This is a genomic window from Plantibacter flavus (assembly GCF_900177615.1).
GTDB lineage: Bacteria > Actinomycetota > Actinomycetes > Actinomycetales > Microbacteriaceae > Plantibacter > Plantibacter flavus.
The window spans coordinates 63,449-80,661 of sequence record NZ_FXAP01000009.1; the positions used below are offsets into that span (position 1 = coordinate 63,449).

Annotated in this window: 18 protein-coding genes; 2 read left to right on the forward strand and 16 right to left on the reverse strand. The window is 70.0% G+C overall.

All coding sequences use genetic code 11. The annotated features are described in order from the left end of the window. The first annotated feature begins 35 nt into the window (after nucleotides 1–35). Entirely contained in the window at nucleotides 36–686 is a 651-nt protein-coding gene (locus B9Y95_RS20060; RefSeq protein WP_085514416.1) for a TetR/AcrR family transcriptional regulator, read from the forward strand. 91 nt (nucleotides 687–777) lie between these two features. Here the strand turns inward: B9Y95_RS20060 and der are convergent, their stop codons facing one another. From der to B9Y95_RS20130, 16 genes are all read right to left on the reverse strand, one after another. Further along, on the reverse strand, nucleotides 778–2,286 hold the full coding sequence (der, locus tag B9Y95_RS20065; RefSeq protein WP_085514417.1) for a ribosome biogenesis GTPase Der: 1,509 nt from the start codon (nucleotides 2,284–2,286) through the stop codon (nucleotides 778–780). Further along, on the reverse strand, nucleotides 2,273–3,010 hold the full coding sequence (gene cmk / locus B9Y95_RS20070; RefSeq protein ID WP_085514418.1) for a (d)CMP kinase: 738 nt from the start codon (nucleotides 3,008–3,010) through the stop codon (nucleotides 2,273–2,275). The genes der and cmk overlap by 14 nt, the downstream gene beginning before the upstream one ends. An 8-nt stretch (nucleotides 3,011–3,018) precedes the next feature. Then, nucleotides 3,019–4,119 carry a prephenate dehydrogenase gene (locus tag B9Y95_RS20075; protein WP_085514419.1) on the reverse strand — a complete coding sequence of 367 codons (1,101 nt, stop codon included), beginning with the start codon at nucleotides 4,117–4,119 and terminating at the stop codon, nucleotides 3,019–3,021. Next, the gene (locus tag B9Y95_RS20080) at nucleotides 4,116–4,937 is read right to left on the reverse strand and encodes a pseudouridine synthase (protein WP_085514420.1); all 822 of its coding nucleotides are present in this window, start codon (nucleotides 4,935–4,937) and stop codon (nucleotides 4,116–4,118) included. The genes B9Y95_RS20075 and B9Y95_RS20080 overlap by 4 nt, the downstream gene beginning before the upstream one ends. After that, a complete protein-coding gene (scpB, locus tag B9Y95_RS20085) occupies nucleotides 4,903–5,538 on the reverse strand; it encodes an SMC-Scp complex subunit ScpB (RefSeq protein WP_085514421.1) in 636 nt (211 codons plus the stop codon). The genes B9Y95_RS20080 and scpB overlap by 35 nt, the downstream gene beginning before the upstream one ends. Then, nucleotides 5,531–6,298: a segregation and condensation protein A gene (locus B9Y95_RS20090; RefSeq protein ID WP_064295504.1), complete on the reverse strand. Its 768-nt coding sequence runs from the start codon at nucleotides 6,296–6,298 to the stop codon at nucleotides 5,531–5,533. Before B9Y95_RS20090 ends, scpB begins: the two co-directional genes overlap by 8 nt. A gap of 103 nt (nucleotides 6,299–6,401) precedes the next feature. Beyond that, entirely contained in the window at nucleotides 6,402–7,277 is an 876-nt protein-coding gene (locus B9Y95_RS20095) for a ParA family protein (RefSeq protein ID WP_071260744.1), read from the reverse strand. Nucleotides 7,278–7,362: 85 nt separating this feature from the next. Next, nucleotides 7,363–8,298: a site-specific tyrosine recombinase XerD gene (gene xerD / locus B9Y95_RS20580; protein WP_123539724.1), complete on the reverse strand. Its 936-nt coding sequence runs from the start codon at nucleotides 8,296–8,298 to the stop codon at nucleotides 7,363–7,365. 3 nt (nucleotides 8,299–8,301) lie between these two features. After that, nucleotides 8,302–8,940, reverse strand: a complete 639-nt coding sequence (locus B9Y95_RS20585) for an NUDIX domain-containing protein (RefSeq protein WP_123539725.1) — start codon at nucleotides 8,938–8,940, stop codon at nucleotides 8,302–8,304. Continuing rightward, a complete protein-coding gene (locus B9Y95_RS20105; protein ID WP_123539806.1) occupies nucleotides 8,933–10,627 on the reverse strand; it encodes a CTP synthase in 1,695 nt (564 codons plus the stop codon). The genes B9Y95_RS20585 and B9Y95_RS20105 overlap by 8 nt, the downstream gene beginning before the upstream one ends. Before the next feature lie 86 nt (nucleotides 10,628–10,713). Continuing rightward, the gene (recN, locus tag B9Y95_RS20110; RefSeq protein WP_085514423.1) at nucleotides 10,714–12,411 is read right to left on the reverse strand and encodes a DNA repair protein RecN; all 1,698 of its coding nucleotides are present in this window, start codon (nucleotides 12,409–12,411) and stop codon (nucleotides 10,714–10,716) included. Further along, nucleotides 12,408–13,418 carry an NAD kinase gene (locus B9Y95_RS20115; RefSeq protein WP_085514424.1) on the reverse strand — a complete coding sequence of 337 codons (1,011 nt, stop codon included), beginning with the start codon at nucleotides 13,416–13,418 and terminating at the stop codon, nucleotides 12,408–12,410. The genes recN and B9Y95_RS20115 overlap by 4 nt, the downstream gene beginning before the upstream one ends. 4 nt (nucleotides 13,419–13,422) lie before the next feature. Then, complete coding sequence (locus tag B9Y95_RS20120; RefSeq protein ID WP_085514425.1) at nucleotides 13,423–14,274, reverse strand: TlyA family RNA methyltransferase; 852 nt, start codon at nucleotides 14,272–14,274, stop codon at nucleotides 13,423–13,425. Nucleotides 14,275–14,277: 3 nt separating this feature from the next. Beyond that, nucleotides 14,278–14,436, reverse strand: coding sequence for a hypothetical protein (locus B9Y95_RS20925; protein WP_170169559.1), 159 nt, complete (start codon nucleotides 14,434–14,436; stop codon nucleotides 14,278–14,280). Nucleotides 14,437–14,527: 91 nt separating this feature from the next. Next, on the reverse strand, nucleotides 14,528–15,604 hold the full coding sequence (locus B9Y95_RS20125; protein WP_085514426.1) for an HAD-IIA family hydrolase: 1,077 nt from the start codon (nucleotides 15,602–15,604) through the stop codon (nucleotides 14,528–14,530). Then, a complete protein-coding gene (locus B9Y95_RS20130; protein ID WP_234994192.1) occupies nucleotides 15,534–16,202 on the reverse strand; it encodes a hypothetical protein in 669 nt (222 codons plus the stop codon). The genes B9Y95_RS20125 and B9Y95_RS20130 overlap by 71 nt, the downstream gene beginning before the upstream one ends. Before the next feature lie 114 nt (nucleotides 16,203–16,316). Between B9Y95_RS20130 and B9Y95_RS20930 the strand changes: the two genes are divergently transcribed. Further along, nucleotides 16,317–16,568, forward strand: coding sequence for a hypothetical protein (locus tag B9Y95_RS20930; protein ID WP_170169547.1), 252 nt, complete (start codon nucleotides 16,317–16,319; stop codon nucleotides 16,566–16,568). Nucleotides 16,569–17,213 lie beyond the last annotated feature (645 nt).

The following is a 17,213-nucleotide window of genomic DNA, read 5'->3' on the forward strand; positions in this document are numbered from 1 at the left end:
GCGCCCGCCGCACCGAACCCACGCGAAGGACCCCCATGGATGCACGTCAACGCCGGACGCGGGCACGGCTCGCGCGCACGATCCTGCAACTCGCCGCAGAACGCCCCACCTCCGAGATCTCCGTCTCGGAGATCGCCGCGCAGGCCGGCATCAACCGGTCGACGTTCTATCAACACGCGGCGGCGCCCTGCGAGTTGCTCGAATCGGTGCTCGCCGAGGAACTGACCGAGCTCAGCCTGACCCACCTCTCCACCGTCTCCACCGACGATGCCGCCGCGGTCATCGCGCGGGTCACCGTCGCGACGCTCCGCCACCTCGACGAGCGCGCCGACGTCTACCGGGTCGGTCTCGGCGACGACGTCATCGGCGCGAGCCTCCAACCGATGCTCAACCGGATCTTCACCGCCACCATCCTCGATGTCTTCGAGCGCGGGGCGATCACCTTCCCCCACGCCGACTGCCTGAACGAGGAACAGCGTGAGCTCTTCGTCCGATCGGCGGCGCTCTTCGTGGCGGCCGGCTCCGTCGCGACGTTCCGCGTGTGGCTCGACACCCCCGCCCCGCGCGACATCGCGTCGTTCCTGGAGGTGACCAGCGTGCTCCTGCCGAGCTGGTGGCCGTTCGATCTCGAGCAGACATCCGCCCTGGCACCCGCAGACGACCGAGCGGTCGAGCACCAGCGCTGAACCTGCCCCGCCGACGACGAAGGCCCGTGACCAACTCCATGGAGTGGTACCGGGCCTTCGTCGTCGCCGTCCGATGGACGGACGCCGCGGATCAGCGCTGGCGCTTCTCGCGGACGCGCATGTTGACGTTGATCGGCGTGCCCTCGAAGCCCCAGATCTCGCGCAGGCGACGGATCACGTAACGACGGTAGCCGGGGTCGAGGAAGCCGGTCGTGAAGAGCACGAAGGTCGGCGGACGGCTCGCGGCCTGCGTACCGAACAGGATGCGGGGCTGCTTGCCACCACGCAGCGGGTGCGGGTGCGCCGCCGTGAGCTCTGCGAGGAAGGCGTTGAACTTGCCGGTGGGGATACGCATGTCCCACGACTCGAGTGCGACCTCGAGGGCCGGGACGAGACGCTCGAGGTGGCGGCCCGTGCGCGCGGAGATGTTGACGCGCGGCGCCCACGACACGTGCGAGAGGTCCTGTTCGATCTCGCGCTCCAGGTACTTCCGGCGTTCGTCGTCGAGCTGGTCCCACTTGTTGAAGGCGAGCACGAGGGCGCGACCGCTCTCGAGGACGAGGTCGATGATGCGCACGTCCTGCTCGCTGATCACCTCGGTGACGTCGATGAGGACGACGGCCACCTCGGCCTTCTCGAGCGCCGTGCTGGTGCGGAGCGACGCGTAGAAGTCGGCACCCTGCGACAGGTGCACCCGGCGACGGATGCCTGCGGTGTCGACGAAGCGCCAGATCTTGCCGCCGAGCTCGATCTGCTCGTCGACCGGGTCGCGGGTGGTCCCGGCGAGGTCGTTGACGACGACGCGCTCCTCGCCTGCGGTCTTGTTGAGCAGGCTGGACTTACCGACGTTCGGGCGTCCGAGGATCGCGACGCGGCGGGGGCCGCCGAACTCGTCCTTCGCGACGGCCGAGACCTGCGGGAGGACCTTGAGGATCTTGTCGAGGAGGTCGGCGACACCACGGCCGTGGATCGCGGAGACCGGGTGGGGCTCGCCGAGACCGAGGTTCCAGAGCGCCGCGGCCTCCGGCTCCTGACGGGCGTCGTCGACCTTGTTGGCGACGAGGAAGACGGGGCGTCCGGTCTTGCGGAGGAGCTTGACGACCTGCTCGTCGGTCGCCGTGGCGCCGACCATGGCGTCGACCACGAAGATCACGACGTCGGAGAGGTCGATGGCGATCTCGGCCTGGGCCGCGACGGACGCGTCGATCCCCTTGGCGTCGGGCTCCCACCCACCGGTGTCGACGACCGTGAAGCGACGGTCGTTCCACTCGGCCTTGTAGTTGACGCGGTCGCGGGTGACACCGGGGGTGTCCTCCACGACGGCTTCACGACGACCGAGGATGCGGTTCACCAGGGCGGACTTGCCCACGTTCGGGCGTCCGACGATCGCCACGACGGGCAGCGCCGGCAGGAAGCGGATCTCGTCCGGGTCCTCCGTCGCGCCGTCGAGGATGTCGAGGTCGTCGCCCTCGAGGTCGTAGTCGGCCAGGCCGGAGCGGAGGGACGCGGCCCGCTGGGTCGCGAGCTCCTCGTCCATGTCCTGGAGGCGGTCCGCGAGGTCGTCGGGGCCTCCGTCGAACTGCTCGTCATCGTGAGCCATGGGAGTTCCTTGCTGTGAGGGATTCGGTGACGCGGACGACCGCGTCGACCGTCTCGTCGAAGTCGATGTGCGTGGAGTCGACCGTGGTCACTCCGTCCGCCGCGTTCATGAAGTCGACGACCCTGGAGTCCGCCCGATCACGCCGCTGCAGTTGTTCCGCGACGTCGCCGGCAGGGTGGCTCTCGAATTCCGCTGAACGCCTGGCCATTCTAGCCGCTTCGGATGCCGTGAGCAGGATCCGAGCCTGAGCATCCGGTGCGACCACCGTGGTGATGTCGCGTCCCTCGACGACGATGCCCGGGCGGTCGACGTCGGCGATGAGCGATCGGAAGGTCTCGTTGATCCACGCACGCACCTCCGGGACGCGGGCGACGGCGGACACGACGTCCGTCACGCGAGGGCCGCGGATCTCGTCGGTGACGTCGCGATCCCCGAGCGTGAACGCGGTCACGTCCGGGTCGAGGGAGACGGTGAAGGCTCCACCGAACGCGTCGAGCGAGCCGATCACCGCCGCCGAGTCCTCGGGGTCGACGTCCGCATCGAGCGTGTGGAGTGCGAGCGCGCGGTACCAGGCGCCCGTGTCGAGGTAGCGGTAGCCGAGCCGGCGGGCGACGGCCTTGCTCACGCTGGACTTGCCGCTGCCGGCCGGTCCGTCGATCGCGACCACGACGGGTGCGTCCGGCGTCGTCGACGCGTCGGTGCTGGTGGGGTGCTGTTCGGTCATGTCTCTTCCTATACTTCCGCGATGCGCCAGCCGCGCGACTCGAGGTCGTCGACGGTGCGCTGCTTCACCTCGGGGAGGACCTGGACCTCCGCGAGACCGATGTTCGCGCCGGGCGAGTGCTCCAGACGCAGGTCCTCGATGTTGACGCCGATCTCGCCCAGCTCCGTGAACAGGGCGCCCAGCTGGCCGGGGCGGTCGTCGAGGAGGACGACGATGCTCGCGAACCGGCGGTTCTGTCCGTGCTTGCCGGGGAGCCGTGCGACGCCCGTGTTGCCTGCGGCGATCGTGTCCGCGATCGTGCGGCGAGCGCCCGGCACCTCCGGGTCCCGGAGTGCCGAGATGACCGACGTGAGGTCCGTGGACAGCTGCTCCAGCACGGGGAGGACCTCGGCGTGGTTGGCGCTGAGGATCTGGACCCAGAGCTCCGGCGCACTCGAGGCGATGCGGACGGTGTCGCGCAGGCCCTGTCCGGCGAGCTGGATGGCGCCCTCCTCGGCGTCCTGCAGCTGGGCGGCCAGGAGGCTCGCGACGAGTTGCGGCGTGTGCGAGACGAGCGCGACGAAGCGGTCGTGTTCGTCCGGCGTCATCTCCATCGGGATGGTGCCGAGGTCGAGCGCGAGGCCCTCCACCTGCGAAAGCGCCCAGGCGGGTGTCTCGGCGTCGCGGCAAATCACCCAGGGGCGGCCGAGGAAGAGGTCGGCCCTGGCGGAGATCGCTCCGCCGCGCTCACGGCCGGCGAGCGGGTGGGACCCGATGTACCGGGTGAGGTCGACGCCGCGCTCGAGCAGTGCCCGGTACGGTTCGAGCTTCACGCTCGCGACGTCCGTCACGACGGCGCGCGGGAACGCGGCGAGTTCGGCCTCGATGACGCGGGCGGTGACGTCTGGCGGGACGCAGATGACGACGACGGACGGGTCGTCGGTGGGTTCCGCCGCACGACCCGCGCCGTAGTCGATGGCGAGGCGCAACTGGCTGGGCGACGCGTCGTCGAGGATGATGTCGACGCCCTTGGCGCGCAGCGCGAGTCCGATGCTCGCGCCGAGGAGGCCGGCTCCGACGATGCGGACCGCCCCCTGCACGCGCGCGGGCGCGGAACTCAGGTCGCTCATGCCGTCGGCTCCGACGCCTCCGCTGCCGTGCCGTCGGCCGCGCGGGCTTCAGGACCGTGTGCGCGGGCGATGGTCAGGATGGCACCGAGTTCGTCCTTGTTCAGCTCGCGCAGCTGGCCGGATCCGAGGGTCCCGAGGTGCAGGGGGCCGAACTGACGGCGCACGAGGTCGACGACCGGGTGGCCGACGGCGTCGAGCATGCGGCGGACGATGCGGTTCCGACCGGAGTGCAGCGTGAGCTCCACGAGGCTGAAGCCGTCCTCGGTGCCGAGCAGGCGGGCCTTGTCGGCGGAGATCGGTCCGTCCTCGAGTTCGATGCCCGCGGTCAGCTTCGCGAGGACCTGCGCGGTGACCTTGCCGGTGACCTTCGCGATGTACGTCTTCTGCACACCGAACGACGGGTGCGCGAGCACGTGCGCGAGGTCGCCGTCGTTGGTGAGGATGAGCAGACCGCTCGTCTCGGCGTCGAGGCGGCCCACGTTGAAGAGCCGTTCCTCGTACTGCTCGGTGAAGCGGCGCAGGTCGGGGCGACCGCGGTCGTCCTTCAGTGAGCTGTAGATGCCCACGGGCTTGTTGAGCATGAGGTAGCGCTTCGATGCGTCGAGCTGGATGGCGCTGCCGTCGACGGACACGAGGTCGTGCTCCGGGTCGATCCGCGAGCCGAGCTCGGTGACGACGACGCCGTTCACCTCCACGCGGCCGTCCTCGATGAGTTGCTCTGACACGCGCCTCGAGGCGACGCCGGCGTTCGCCAGCACCTTCTGCAAGCGGATGCCCTCTGATTCAGTGCTGGTCACTGTCGAATCCTTCCCGGCCATCGTCGAGCAACGGCGAGATCCGCGGCAGCTCCTCGATGGCGTTGATACCAAGTTGGGTGAGCAGGAGATCGGTGGTGCCGTAGTTGATGGCACCCGTCTCACTGTCGGTGAACATCTCCGTGATGAGTCCGCGACCGAGGAGGGTGCGGACGACGGAGTCGACGTTGACGGCGCGGATCGAGGCGATCGCGCCGCGGCTGATCGGCTGCTTGTAGGCGATCACGGCCAGGGTCTCGAGCGCCGCCTGCGACAGCTTCGTCGGGTTCTGGGTCACGACGTAGTCGGTGACGAGCGCGTCGTAGTCGGCTCGGACGTAGATCCGCCAGCCGCCGCCGACCTCGCGGAGTTCGAACCCGCGTCGGACGCCACCGCGTTCACCGTCGTAGTCGGCGACGAGTTCGGCGATGGCGCGTCGGACGGCGCCGACCGGGACGTGCGCGGCGGCGGCGAGGTTCACGAGGCTCTGCGGTTCGTCGGCGACCATGAGGATCGCCTCGAGCGCCCGCGGGACGTCCGGTGCCGGCACAGGCGAGGGCTCGGCCGGCAGGCCCTGGGCGGCGTTCGTCGGCCGCTCGATCGACTCGGGTGTCGCGTCAGGCATCGTAATCGGCTCCCAGGTTGGCGAGGCTGTCGTCGTTCCAGGTCTCGGCTGTCCAGCGGAGCGTGAGCTCGCCGAGCGGTTCGATCTGCTCGAAGGACAGCGCGGCGTGTCGGTACAGTTCGAGCACGGCGATGAAGCGCGCGATGACCACACCCTTCAGCTCCGCACCGGCCACGAGCTCGCGGAAGGTGTGGGACCCGCCTCGGCGCAGGATGGCGACGACGTGCGCCGCCTGCTCCCGGATGCTCACGAGCGGTGCGTGCAGGTGGTCGAGACCGACGGTCGGCACCTCGCGCGGTGTGAACGCGAGCGTCGCGAGTGCGCCGAAGTCCTGTGCGGTCAGCGTCCAGACGAGTTCCGGGGTCTGCTGACGGTACTGCTCCTCCAGCCGGACCGCCCGGAAGTGGCGCGCCGCCTCCAGGTCGAGGCGCTCCGCGAACCACGCCGACGCCTGCTTGAACGCGCGGTACTGCAGCAAGCGCGCGAACAGCAGGTCACGCGCCTCCAGCAGGGCGACGTCCTCCGCGTCGACGAGCTCACCCTGCGGCAGCAGCCCGGCGATCTTGAGGTCGAGCAGGGTGGCCGCCACGACGAGGAACTCACTCGCCTGGTCGAGTTCGTCGTCGGCCTCGAGCGTGCGCAGGTAGGCGATGAACTCGTCGGTCACGCGGCTGAGCGAGACCTCGGTGATGTCGAGTTCGTGCTTGCCGATGAGGGTCAGCAGGAGGTCGAAGGGCCCTTCGAAGCCCTCGAACGACACCCGGAACGACGGTGCCGGTGCGGGGTCGACGGTCGTCGCCTCATCGGAGCGCGAGCCGGTGTCGCCGGCCGGAGGGAGGACGGCCACGGGCGTCCGCGCGGGATCAGGCGATCGCGCCACGGGAGATGAGCTCTCTCGCGAGCTGGCGGTAGGCCTTCGCGGCGGCGTGCTCCGGTGCGAACTCGGTGATCGGGGTTCCCGCGACGCTCGCGTCGGGGAACTTCACGGTCCGTCCGATGACCGTCTCGAGGACCTTCTCGCCGAACGCGTCGACGACGCGCTCGAGGACCTCACGCGAGTGCAGGGTCCGGGAGTCGTACATGGTGGCGAGGATGCCGTCGAGCTCGATCGCCGGGTTGAGGCGGTCGCGCACCTTGTCGATGGTCTCGATGAGCAGCGCGACACCGCGGAGCGCGAAGAACTCGCACTCGAGCGGGATGAGCACCCCGTGGCTGGCGGTGAGCGCGTTGACCGTGAGCAGGCCGAGCGACGGCTGGCAGTCGATGAGGATGACGTCGTAGTCGTCGGACACCTTGCGGAGCACCCGGGCCAGGATCGTCTCGCGCGCGACCTCGTTGACGAGGTGGACCTCGGCGGCCGAGAGGTCGATGTTGGCCGGGAGCACGTCGAGACCCTCGATGGCGGTGTGCTGGATGACCTCGGCCGGGTCCTTGACCGTGCCGAGGAGCAGGTCGTACACGGTGTTGGAGTCGTGGGTGGAGATGCCGAGACCGGCGGACAGCGCGCCCTGCGGGTCGAAGTCGACGACGAGCACCCGGCGGCCGTATTCGGCCAGCGCGGCGGACAGACTGATGGTGGTCGTCGTCTTGCCGACGCCACCCTTCTGGTTGCAGAGCGAGATGATGCGTGCCGGACCGTGCTGCGCCAGTGTGGGCGGCACCGCGAACTCACGACGCGGGCGGCCGGTCGGGCCGTTCGGGTTCAGTTCGGCGGCGGTCTTGCGCGCAGAATCCTGCACTGCGCTCGTGTGCTTCGTACCGGCCACCGGTGTTGCCTCGCTCCCGCTTGCTGTCGTTCGAATGACGAGTCTACCGGGCCACGGGTCAGGCCTGCGGTGCCGCTCCGCCCGCGGTCCATCTGGCCCGGGGATGGGACTGCGTGTACACGTCGCGGAGGTTGTCGACCGTCACCAGCGTGTACAGCTGGGTCGTCGCCACCGAGGAGTGACCGAGGAGTTCCTGCACGACGCGGACGTCGGCTCCGCCTTGCAGCAGGTGCGTCGCGAAGGAGTGTCGGAGGGTGTGCGGCGAGACGTGCGATTCGAGTCCGGAGCGCTCGGCGGCGCGTTGGAGGACGAGCCACGCGCTCTGGCGGGACAGCCGCGCACCGCGCTGCCCGAGGAAGAGCGCCGGCGTGGACCGGCCGAGGCCGGAGAAGACGGGCCGGACGCGCACGAGGTAGCGGTCGACGGCGTCACGGGCGAAGCTGCCGAGCGGCACGATCCGCTGCTTGCCGCCCTTGCCGAGGAGTCGGACGATGTCGGCGTCGATGACGTCGTCGACGTTCAGCCCGACGGCCTCGGAGACGCGGGCCCCTGTCGCGTAGAGCAGTTCGAGGAGCGCCTTGTCGCGGACGGCCAGCAGGTCGTCGCCGTCGGTCGTCTCGAGCAGCGCACGGACCTGGTCGATCGTGATCGCCTTCGGGAGCCGCCCCGGGAGCTTCGGAGGCCGCACCTCACGTGCGACGTCGACCTCGACGAGCTGTTCGTCGAGCAGGAACCGGTGGAGGCCACGGATGGACGACAGCACCCTGGCGAGCGAGGACGCGCGCACCGGCTGCCCCTCGGGTGTCCGGAGCGACGCCGTGTACTCCGACACGTGCGCGGCGGTGACGGCCGGTGCCTCGACGACGCCGTGCGCCCCGAGCCAGGCGAGGTAGCCCTCGAGGTCCCGTCGGTAGGCGGCCTGCGTGTTGGCCGACAGCCCACGCTCGATCGCGATGTGCCGCAGGTAGTCGGCGACCGCGCGATCGAGCGCCACGCCTCAGGCTCCGCCCGGCCCGATCGTGGAGTCGCCGCTGTCGCGCAGCGTCGACCACCCGCGATCGCGAGCCGCGGCGGCCGTGAGGACGCCGAGCATCAGGATCGAGTTGTGGAGCCGGCCGTCGAGCACCGCGGCCACGGCGTCGTCGAGGGGCACCCACTCCACGAGGATGTCCGCCTCCTCCTCAGCACGGGCGAAGACCTCGGCGGTCGCGGTGAGGTCACGCGCGAGGTAGATGCGGATCGACTCGTTGCTGCCACCGGGCGTCGTGTAGAACTCCGTCAGCAGCTGGAGCGAACCGGCGACGAGGTCGGCCTCCTCCTCCAGCTCGCGACCCGCGGCCACGGCCGGGTCCTCCCCCGCGATGTCGAGCAGGCCGGCCGGCAGCTCCCAGTCGCGCTCACCGATCGGGTGGCGGTACTGCTGGATGAGCAGGACGCGCTCGTCGGCGTCGAGCGCCAACACCGCGACCGCCCCGGTGTGGTCGACGAACTCGCGCACGACCTCGCCGTCGCCGTAGCGGAACGTCTCCCGACGGATGTCCCAGACCTTGCCCGCGAACGCGCGCTCGGAGGACACCACCTCGACGGGGTGCGACTCGTCGCGCAACGACGCGGCGTCGCCGACCGACTCAACCATTGGCGACGTCGAACAGACGGCTCGCCTGCTGACGCTCGAGCGAAGCACCGACGAGACCGGCGAACAGTGGGTGCGCGTGGTTCGGGCGCGACCGCAGCTCGGGGTGCGCCTGCGTCGCGACGTAGAACGGGTGCACCTCGCGCGGCAGCTCGACGTACTCGACGAGTGTGCCGTCGGGCGACAGACCGGAGAATTGGAGGCCGGCGTCCGCGATCTGCTGGCGGTAGCCGTTGTTCACCTCGTAGCGGTGACGGTGACGCTCGGACACCTCGTCCGCGCCGTACAGCTCGGCGACGATCGAGCCCTCGTCGAGCTTCGCCGCGTACAGACCGAGGCGCATCGTGCCGCCGAGGTCGCCGCCGGCGATGATCTCGACCTGCTCGGCCATCGTCGCGATGACGGGGAACTGCGTGTCGGGGTCGAACTCGGAGGAGCTGGCGCCCTCGAGCCCGACGACGTTCCTGGCGTACTCGATGACCATGCACTGCAGGCCGAGGCACAGGCCGAGCACCGGGATCCCGTTCTCACGGGCGAACTTCAGGGCGCCGAGCTTGCCCTCGATGCCGCGGATGCCGAAGCCGCCGGGGACGCAGATGCCGTCGACGTCGGCGAGCGCCTTGATCGCTCCCTCGACGGTCTCGCAGTCGTCGGACGGGATCCAACGGATGCTGACCTTCGTGTCGTGGGCGAAGCCGCCGGCCTTGAGCGCCTCGGTCACCGACAGGTAGGCGTCGGGCAGGTCGATGTACTTGCCGACGAGGCCGATGGTGACGGCGTGCTTCGGGTGGTGGACGGCCTCGAGGAGGTCGGCCCAGCCGCTCCAGTCGACCTCGTTGGTGACGAGACCCAGGCGGTCGGCGATGTAGGCGTCGAGGCCCTGGTCGTTCAGCATGGTGGGGATATCGTAGATGCTCGGGACGTCGACCGCGTTCACGACCGCATCCTCGTCGACGTCGCACATGAGCGCGATCTTGCGCTTGTTGCTCTCGGTCACGGGGCGGTCGCTGCGGAGCACGAGTGCGTCGGGCTGGATGCCGATGGATCGGAGGGCCGCGACCGAGTGCTGCGTCGGCTTCGTCTTCTGCTCACCGGAGGCGCCCATGTACGGCACGAGCGAGACGTGGACGAAGAACACGTTGTTCCGGCCGAGCTCGTGGCGGATCTGGCGAGCCGACTCGATGAACGGCTGCGACTCGATGTCGCCGACCGTGCCACCGATCTCGGTGATGATCACGTCGGGCTGGGGCGCCTCGGACGCCTGCAGGCGCATGCGGCGCTTGATCTCGTCCGTGATGTGCGGGATGACCTGCACGGTGTCGCCGAGGTACTCGCCACGGCGCTCCTTGGCGATGACGGTCGAGTAGATCTGACCGGTCGTCACGTTCGCGGCCTGGCTCAGCTCGATGTCGAGGAACCGCTCGTAGTGGCCGATGTCGAGGTCGGTCTCGGCGCCGTCGTCGGTCACGAAGACCTCGCCGTGCTGGAACGGGTTCATCGTGCCCGGGTCGACGTTGAGGTAGGGGTCGAGCTTCTGCATTACCACCCGGAGCCCGCGCGCCGTCAGCAGGTTGCCGAGGCTGGCTGCGGTGAGCCCCTTGCCCAACGAAGAAACGACACCACCAGTCACGAAGATGTGCTTGGTCGTGCCGTTGGAGCCCGAGACGATGCCGTCGGTCGGAGAGTTCAGGTTGCCCGCTTCATAAGTATTCACCACGGGCTTTTATCCTACCATCCAGATCGGGATCATGTGGCGCTTCCTTCGCGGTCGCGTCGTCATGATGCTGCGAGGGCGAGCAGTTCGCGGGCGTGGGCGAGGCCGCTGTCGGACTCCGCGAGCCCGGAGAGCAGCCGCGCCATCTCCGCCTCACGCTCGGCGCCGACGAGCTGGCGAACGCTCGAGGCCGTCACCGAACCGTCACCGCCCTTGACCACGCTCAGGTGGTTGTTGGCGAAGGCCGCGACCTGCGCGAGGTGGGTGACGACGATCACCTGCGAGCGTTCGGCGAGGGCCGCGAGGCGGCGCCCGATCTCGATCGCCGCGGCTCCGCCGACGCCGGCGTCCACCTCGTCGAACACGAAGGTGGGCACGGGGTCCGCGCCGGCGATGACGACCTCGAGAGCGAGCATCACGCGGGACAGCTCTCCGCCCGAGGCGCCCTTGCCGAGCGGTCGGGGCTCGGCACCGGCGTGCGGCCGGAGGAGGAAGGCGATCACGTCCTTGCCGTGCAGGGTGAGGTCGTCGCGATCGGAAACCTCGACGACGAGCTCAGCCTCGGCCATCGCGAGCGAGCGCAGTTCCGCGCTCGCGGCTGCGCCGAGTCGAGCGGCGGCTTCGACCCGGACGGCGCTCAACGTCTCAGCCGCGGCGTCGACCTCCCCGGAAAGTCGTTCGACGTCGCCCTCGAGCTGGGTGATGCGGTCGGAGTCGCCGTCGAGCTCCATCAGGCGGGTGCTGCCCGTCTCGAGCAGGTGCAGGACGTCCTCGGGCGCCGGGCCGTACTTCCTGGCGAGCGTCGCGAGGGTCGCGCGGCGCTCCTGGACGACCTCGAGTTCGCGAGCGCCGTCCTCGTCGAGTCCGGCGAGGTAACTCGAGAGCTCGGCGGCGATCTCCGCGGCCAGGTAGCTCGCATTGGCGACACTCGCGGCGATCGCGCCGAGGGCGGGATCGTGCACCGAGGCCCGGTCGAGCTGCCGCCGCGCGCCTTCGAGCAGTCCGACGACGTCGCTCTCCTCGCCCGCCTCGGCCGAGACGAGTTCTCGGGAGCCGGCCGCCGAGAGACGGAGCTCTTCGAGGTTGGTCAGTCGATCGGCGCGCTCGGCCAGCTCGGCGTCCTCGCCGGGCTGCGGGTCGGCCTCCTCGATCTCGGCCAGCGCGACGCGCAGTTGCTCGGCCTCGAGGAGTCGCGTGTCGCGCTCGTTCGTCAGGGTCTCGAGTTCCGTCCGCAGCTCCTGGAGCTCCGTGTAGCGCCGCTGGTAGTCACCGAGGGCCAGTTGGAGCGGTTCACCGGCGAAGCGGTCCAGGGCGTCCCGCTGGGCCGGCGCGGCCCGCAGACGGATCTGGTCTGACTGGCCGTGCACGACGACGAGCTGCTCGCCGAGTTCGGAGAGGATCCCGATGGGCGCGGTGCGGCCACCGACGATCGCGCGGCCGCGGCCCTCGGCGGTCACGATCCGACCGAGCAGCAGCTCTGCCGCATCACCGGCGGGATCGAGGTCTCCCCCGGCCTCGCGGACGCGCTCGGCGACCGCGCCGTCGCCCGGCACCAACCAGCGTCCCTGGACGCTCGTCTGCTTCTGGCCCGCTCGCACGACGCCGCTGTCCGACCGCTGACCGAGGAGCAGCCCGAGGGCGGTGACCACCATCGTCTTGCCTGCGCCGGTCTCGCCCGTCACTGCGGTGAAACCGGGTCCGAGTGGGAGCGTCCCGGATGCGATGACGCCGAGGTCGCGGATCTCGATCTCCTCGATCATGCGTTGCCCTCCTGATCGCTGTGGTGTCGGGTGGTCGTGGAGGCCGGGAGGTGGATCGTGCCGGTCATCGGCTCCTCACGTCCGACGGGGCCGCGCCAACCGGTGACCGGCAGCCGGAACTTGTTGACGAGTCGATCGGTGAAGGTGCTCTCGTGGAGGCGCGCGAGGCGGACCGGCACCGAGGAGCGTCTGACGACCACCCGTGCACCCGGCTGGAGGTCCTTGGCCCGGCGGCCGTCGCACCAGAGCACGCCGAGGCCGTCGGTGCGTTCCAGGACCTCGACGGCGAGGGACGACTCCGGGCCGACCACGAGCGGCTTCGCGAACAGGGCGTGCGCGCTGAGCGGGACGAGGGTGATGGCCTCCACCGACGGCCACACGACTGGGCCGCCCGCCGAGAAGTTGTAGGCGGTGGAGCCGGTCGGCGTCGAGATGACCACCCCGTCACACCCGAAGGAGGAGAGCGGACGCTGATCGACCTCGATCACGACCTCGAGCATGCGCTCCCGGCTCGCCTTCTCGACCGTGGCCTCGTTGAGCGCCCACGTCTCGTAGACGACCTCCGCGCCGACCTTGACCCGGACGGAGAGCGTCATCCGCTCCTCCACGAAGTAGTCGCGACGCACGACGCGTTCGACCGTCTCGGCGAGGTCGTCGCGCTCGCTCTCGGCGAGGAAGCCGATGTGGCCGAGGTTCACGCCGAGCAGCGGCGCCGCGGATCCTCGCGTGACCTCGGCCGCTCGCAGGATCGTGCCGTCGCCGCCGAGGACGATCGCCAGTTCGATGTCGCCGAGGGAGACCTCCTCGTCGAGGATGGAGACGACGTCGAGCTCCGGGTCGACGGCGATGAGGTCGGCCCGCTCCAGCGCGCTGAGGACCGGGCGGACGCCCGCCTCCAGGAGCAGCCTGGACACGAGCACGGCGGCATCGCGCGAGTCGTCGCGGCCGGTGTGCGCGACGACCAGGATGTTCCTCGCCGCGACCGCAGGATCGGTGGAATGTGCCATCGGGTTACGCTCCAGCCATCGAGGTGATCTGCTGCATCCATTCTGTCGGATTGTTTCCGTGCTCCGCCGATATCCACACCACGTACTCGCGGTTGCCGTGGGTGCCGACGATCGGCGACGGGATGAGGCCTGCAGTCCCGAGTCCGAGGTCCCAGGCCGCCCACAGGACGCCTGCGACGGCGTCGGCACGGAGCGCGGGATCGGTGACGACGCCCTCACGGACGCCACCACGACCGACCTCGAACTGTGGTTTGACGAGCAGGACGAGTTCCGCCGGTGACGCGACGACCGACACGAGTGCCGGGAGCACCTGGGTGAGGGAGATGAACGAGAGGTCGCCGACCACGAGCGACGGACGCTCGTCCAGACCGGTGAGCTCGCTGAGCTGCTCCGGCGTCAGGAAGCGGACGTTGCACCCCTCGACGACCTGCACCCGCTCGTCGTCCCGCAGCTGCGGCACGAGCTGGTCGTGCCCGACGTCGAGGGCGATCACCCGACGCGCTCCACGCTCGAGCAGGACCTGGGTGAATCCGCCGGTGGAGGCGCCGGCGTCGAGGACGAGTGCGTCGTCGACCACGACCGGGAAGGTGTCCAGGGCGGCGAGCAACTTGTGGGCGGCGCGACTCACGTAGTGGTCGGCGCCGGCGACGACGACCCGAGCATCCGGGTGGACCCGGTGGGAGGCCTTCACGATCGTGCGGTCGTCGACGCTCACGAGGCCGTCGGCGATGAGCTGGGCCGCATGGGTCCTGGAGCGTGCGAGTCCTCGCGCGGCGAGGGCGGCGTCGAGGCGGGCGGGCTGCGCGGCGCCGTCCGGCGAATCGGCTGCAGCCGGAGGTTCGGGTGTGTTCTCCATGCGCTACGCCGAGGTCTTCGGCGAGTCGCTCCCCTCGAGCGTCGCCCGCAGTTCGTCGACGAGCTGGCTGTATGCGGCGGCCCGCTCCTCGAGCGGCTGCTCGTCGATGAGATGGACGCGGGACACGAGGCCGCCGGTCGGGTGCTCCGGTTCGTTCGTCACAGGGCAACCTTACCGGCCGCCACCGTCGCCGCCCCCGGGAACCGCTGTGGGCGAACACTCGTGGCGACCCGCGTCTTCCGAGGGGTGGGCATCACTCCGCGTACAGGTGCTCCGGGACGTTGAGCCCGTAGATCGCACGGCCGGACGCCCAGATCGCGGCGCACGCAGCGCGCAACAGGTCGATCCGGGACGGGCCGTCCGACTCCACCACGACGTCGTTCCCACGGATCCTCACCGTGGCCGCGCCGACGGTCGCCGCCTTGCCGTCGCGCGACATGGTGGTGGCCGGATACGGCTCGTGCAGCTGCCGCAGGTCCTCGAGGATGAACGTCGGCCGGGAGTGCTGGTCGGCGGCGAGGACGTGCTTGGCTCGATCGATGCCGGTCAGGACGAGAGCTGACGCGATTCCGGCGCGGTTCGCGCCGAGGATGTCGGTGTCGAGTCGGTCGCCGATGAAGAGCGGCTTCGATGCACCGAAACGCACCTTCGCCTCGTCGAAGATCGGTACCTCCGGCTTCCCGGCGACGGTCGCCAGACGGCCGACCGCCGTGTGGACGGCCGACACCAGCGTGCCGTTTCCCGGAGCGATCCCGCGAGCCTGCGGGATGGTCCAGTCCGTGTTCGTCGCGACCCACGGCAGCTCGGAACCGTCGGCGGTCGGCGTCTGCAGTGCGAACGCCGCTTCGGCCAGCTGCGACCAGCCGACCTCGGGAGCGAAGCCCTGGATCACCGCAGCCGGCGAGTCCTCAGCCGAGCGGGTGACGACGAAGCCACCCTTCTCGACCTCGTCGACGAGCCCGGCGCCACCGACCACCAGGATCGTCGACCCGGCGGGCACCAGGCCGGCCAGCAGCCGGACCGCGGCCTGTGGGCTCGTGACGACCTCCGACGGCGCGACACTGAGGCCGAGGTCGGTGAGGTGCTGCGCGACGGAGGCGTCCGTCCGGGAGGCGTTGTTCGTGATGTATCCGACGCGAACGTGCTCTGCCGCCAGGTTCAGCGACTCCACTGCGTGCGGGATCGGGTTCGGGCCGGCGTAGACCACGCCGTCCAGATCCGCGAGGACCACGTCGACGCCGTCGAGCGGGGTCACGGGCTTAGGCCTTCTCGTCAGCAGCGGACTCACCGGTCGGCTCCTCCCCGGGCTGATCGTCGGGTTCAGGGGCATCGGCCGTGGGCGACTCGGGTTCGTCGTCGAACCCGAGGAACTCCTCCACGACCACCATCGTCTCGCCCTCGTCGTCCGCAGCGGACTGCTCGAGCGCCTCTGAAGCGATCATCGCCCGGTCGTGCCAGACGGCCGCCTCCTCCTCACGGCCGAGGACCTCGAGGGTCTCGGCGTACGCGTTGAACAGCGCCGGGCTGTAGGAGAACGCACGCTTCGGGTCGAGCTGCGGGATCTGGAGCTCGAGCAGCGCGTCCTCGGTCTGCCCGAGGTCGAGCCGGGCACCAGACATCGCGATCGCGAGGGCGACGCGGACCGGTACGTCGAGGGTCGAGCGATCGACGGACCGTCCGAGCTCCAGGGCACGCTCCGGTCGGCCGACGCCGCGTTCACTGTCGACCATGAGCGGCAGCTGGTCGTCCTTGCCGGAGATACGGCGATAGGTCCGCAGCTCGCGAAGCGCGAGGGCGTAGTCGCCGGTCTCGTACGCGGTGATGGCGAGGGTCTCGCGGACCATCGCGATCCGGCCGGCCCGACGGGCAGCGGACATCGCGTGGAGGTGGGCCAACGCAGGATCGCTGTCGATCAGACGCGCCGCCATCGCAAGGTGCTGAGCGACGCCGTCGGCGTTCTCCTTGCTCAGGGTCTTCAGCTCGTTCCGCGCACCCTTGTCGAGGTCCTGCGGCGTGACGTCGTCAGGGATCTCCGGGTCGTCGTGACGCGGACGGATCGACTTGAGCTCGAACGCGATGCGCTCTTCCTCGGTGAGCTCGCGCTCGCGTCGGAACGCGTCGCGGTCCCCGCGGGCCGGAGCGCCGTCGCGCGTCCACAGCTCGCGTCCGCCGCTGTCGCGCCCGCGGTCGGGACGGCCACCGCGCTCAGAGGAGTGTCCACGGTCGGTGCGGTTTCCGCGGTCCGGACGATCACCGGACGATGGGCGGTCACCGCTGCGCGCGGGACGGTCTGAGCGCTGCGGGCGGTCCCCCGACGACGGCCGGTCCTGCTGCCAGGCGGGACGGTCCGATCGTTGCGGACGCTCGCCAGACGCTGGGCGATCCTTCTGCCACGCAGGACGATCAGAGCGCTGCGGACGATCGCCTGATGACGGACGGTCACCACTGCGCGCGGGACGGTCCGAACGCTGCGGACGGTCCCCCGACGTCGGGCGATCATTCTGCCAGGCAGGACGATCCGAACGCTGAGGACGATCCCCTGATGACGGACGGTCACCACTGCGTGCTGGACGGTCCGATCGCTGAGGACGATCCGTACGTGGACGATCGCTCCTGGGCGCATCGGACCGCTGCGGGCGATCGGCACCACGAGCGCGATCATCGCGCCGTGCAGCACCACCGTTCCCACGGTTGTCACCGGAAGATCTCGGAGGACGTCGCTCACCCTTGTCGGGCTGGTCTGCTGACTGGTCACTCACGATGATCTCCACGGTGCTCGGACGCCGTCACCCGGCGTCAACCTGCTGTTGAATTCTTGTCCCACGGTACCCGTGAAACGACGACTTAACGCAAAATGGCCACCCAAGAACCTTGGGTGGCCATTTCAACGAAGAAGTCCGGCGGTGTCCTACTCTCCCACAGGGTCCCCCCTGCAGTAC

Coding starts and splice junctions, on each gene's coding strand:
- B9Y95_RS20060 (WP_085514416.1), top strand. CDS start 36: ATGGATGCACGTCAACGCCGGACGCGGGCACGGCTCGCGCGCACGATC.
- der (WP_085514417.1), bottom strand. CDS start 2,286: ATGGCTCACGATGACGAGCAGTTCGACGGAGGCCCCGACGACCTCGCG.
- cmk (WP_085514418.1), bottom strand. CDS start 3,010: ATGACCGAACAGCACCCCACCAGCACCGACGCGTCGACGACGCCGGAC.
- B9Y95_RS20075 (WP_085514419.1), bottom strand. CDS start 4,119: ATGAGCGACCTGAGTTCCGCGCCCGCGCGCGTGCAGGGGGCGGTCCGC.
- B9Y95_RS20080 (WP_085514420.1), bottom strand. CDS start 4,937: ATGGCCGGGAAGGATTCGACAGTGACCAGCACTGAATCAGAGGGCATC.
- scpB (WP_085514421.1), bottom strand. CDS start 5,538: ATGCCTGACGCGACACCCGAGTCGATCGAGCGGCCGACGAACGCCGCC.
- B9Y95_RS20585 (WP_123539725.1), bottom strand. CDS start 8,940: ATGGTTGAGTCGGTCGGCGACGCCGCGTCGTTGCGCGACGAGTCGCAC.
- recN (WP_085514423.1), bottom strand. CDS start 12,411: ATGATCGAGGAGATCGAGATCCGCGACCTCGGCGTCATCGCATCCGGG.
- B9Y95_RS20115 (WP_085514424.1), bottom strand. CDS start 13,418: ATGGCACATTCCACCGATCCTGCGGTCGCGGCGAGGAACATCCTGGTC.
- B9Y95_RS20120 (WP_085514425.1), bottom strand. CDS start 14,274: ATGGAGAACACACCCGAACCTCCGGCTGCAGCCGATTCGCCGGACGGC.
- B9Y95_RS20125 (WP_085514426.1), bottom strand. CDS start 15,604: ATGCCCCTGAACCCGACGATCAGCCCGGGGAGGAGCCGACCGGTGAGT.
- B9Y95_RS20130 (WP_234994192.1), bottom strand. CDS start 16,202: ATGGCGGCGCGTCTGATCGACAGCGATCCTGCGTTGGCCCACCTCCAC.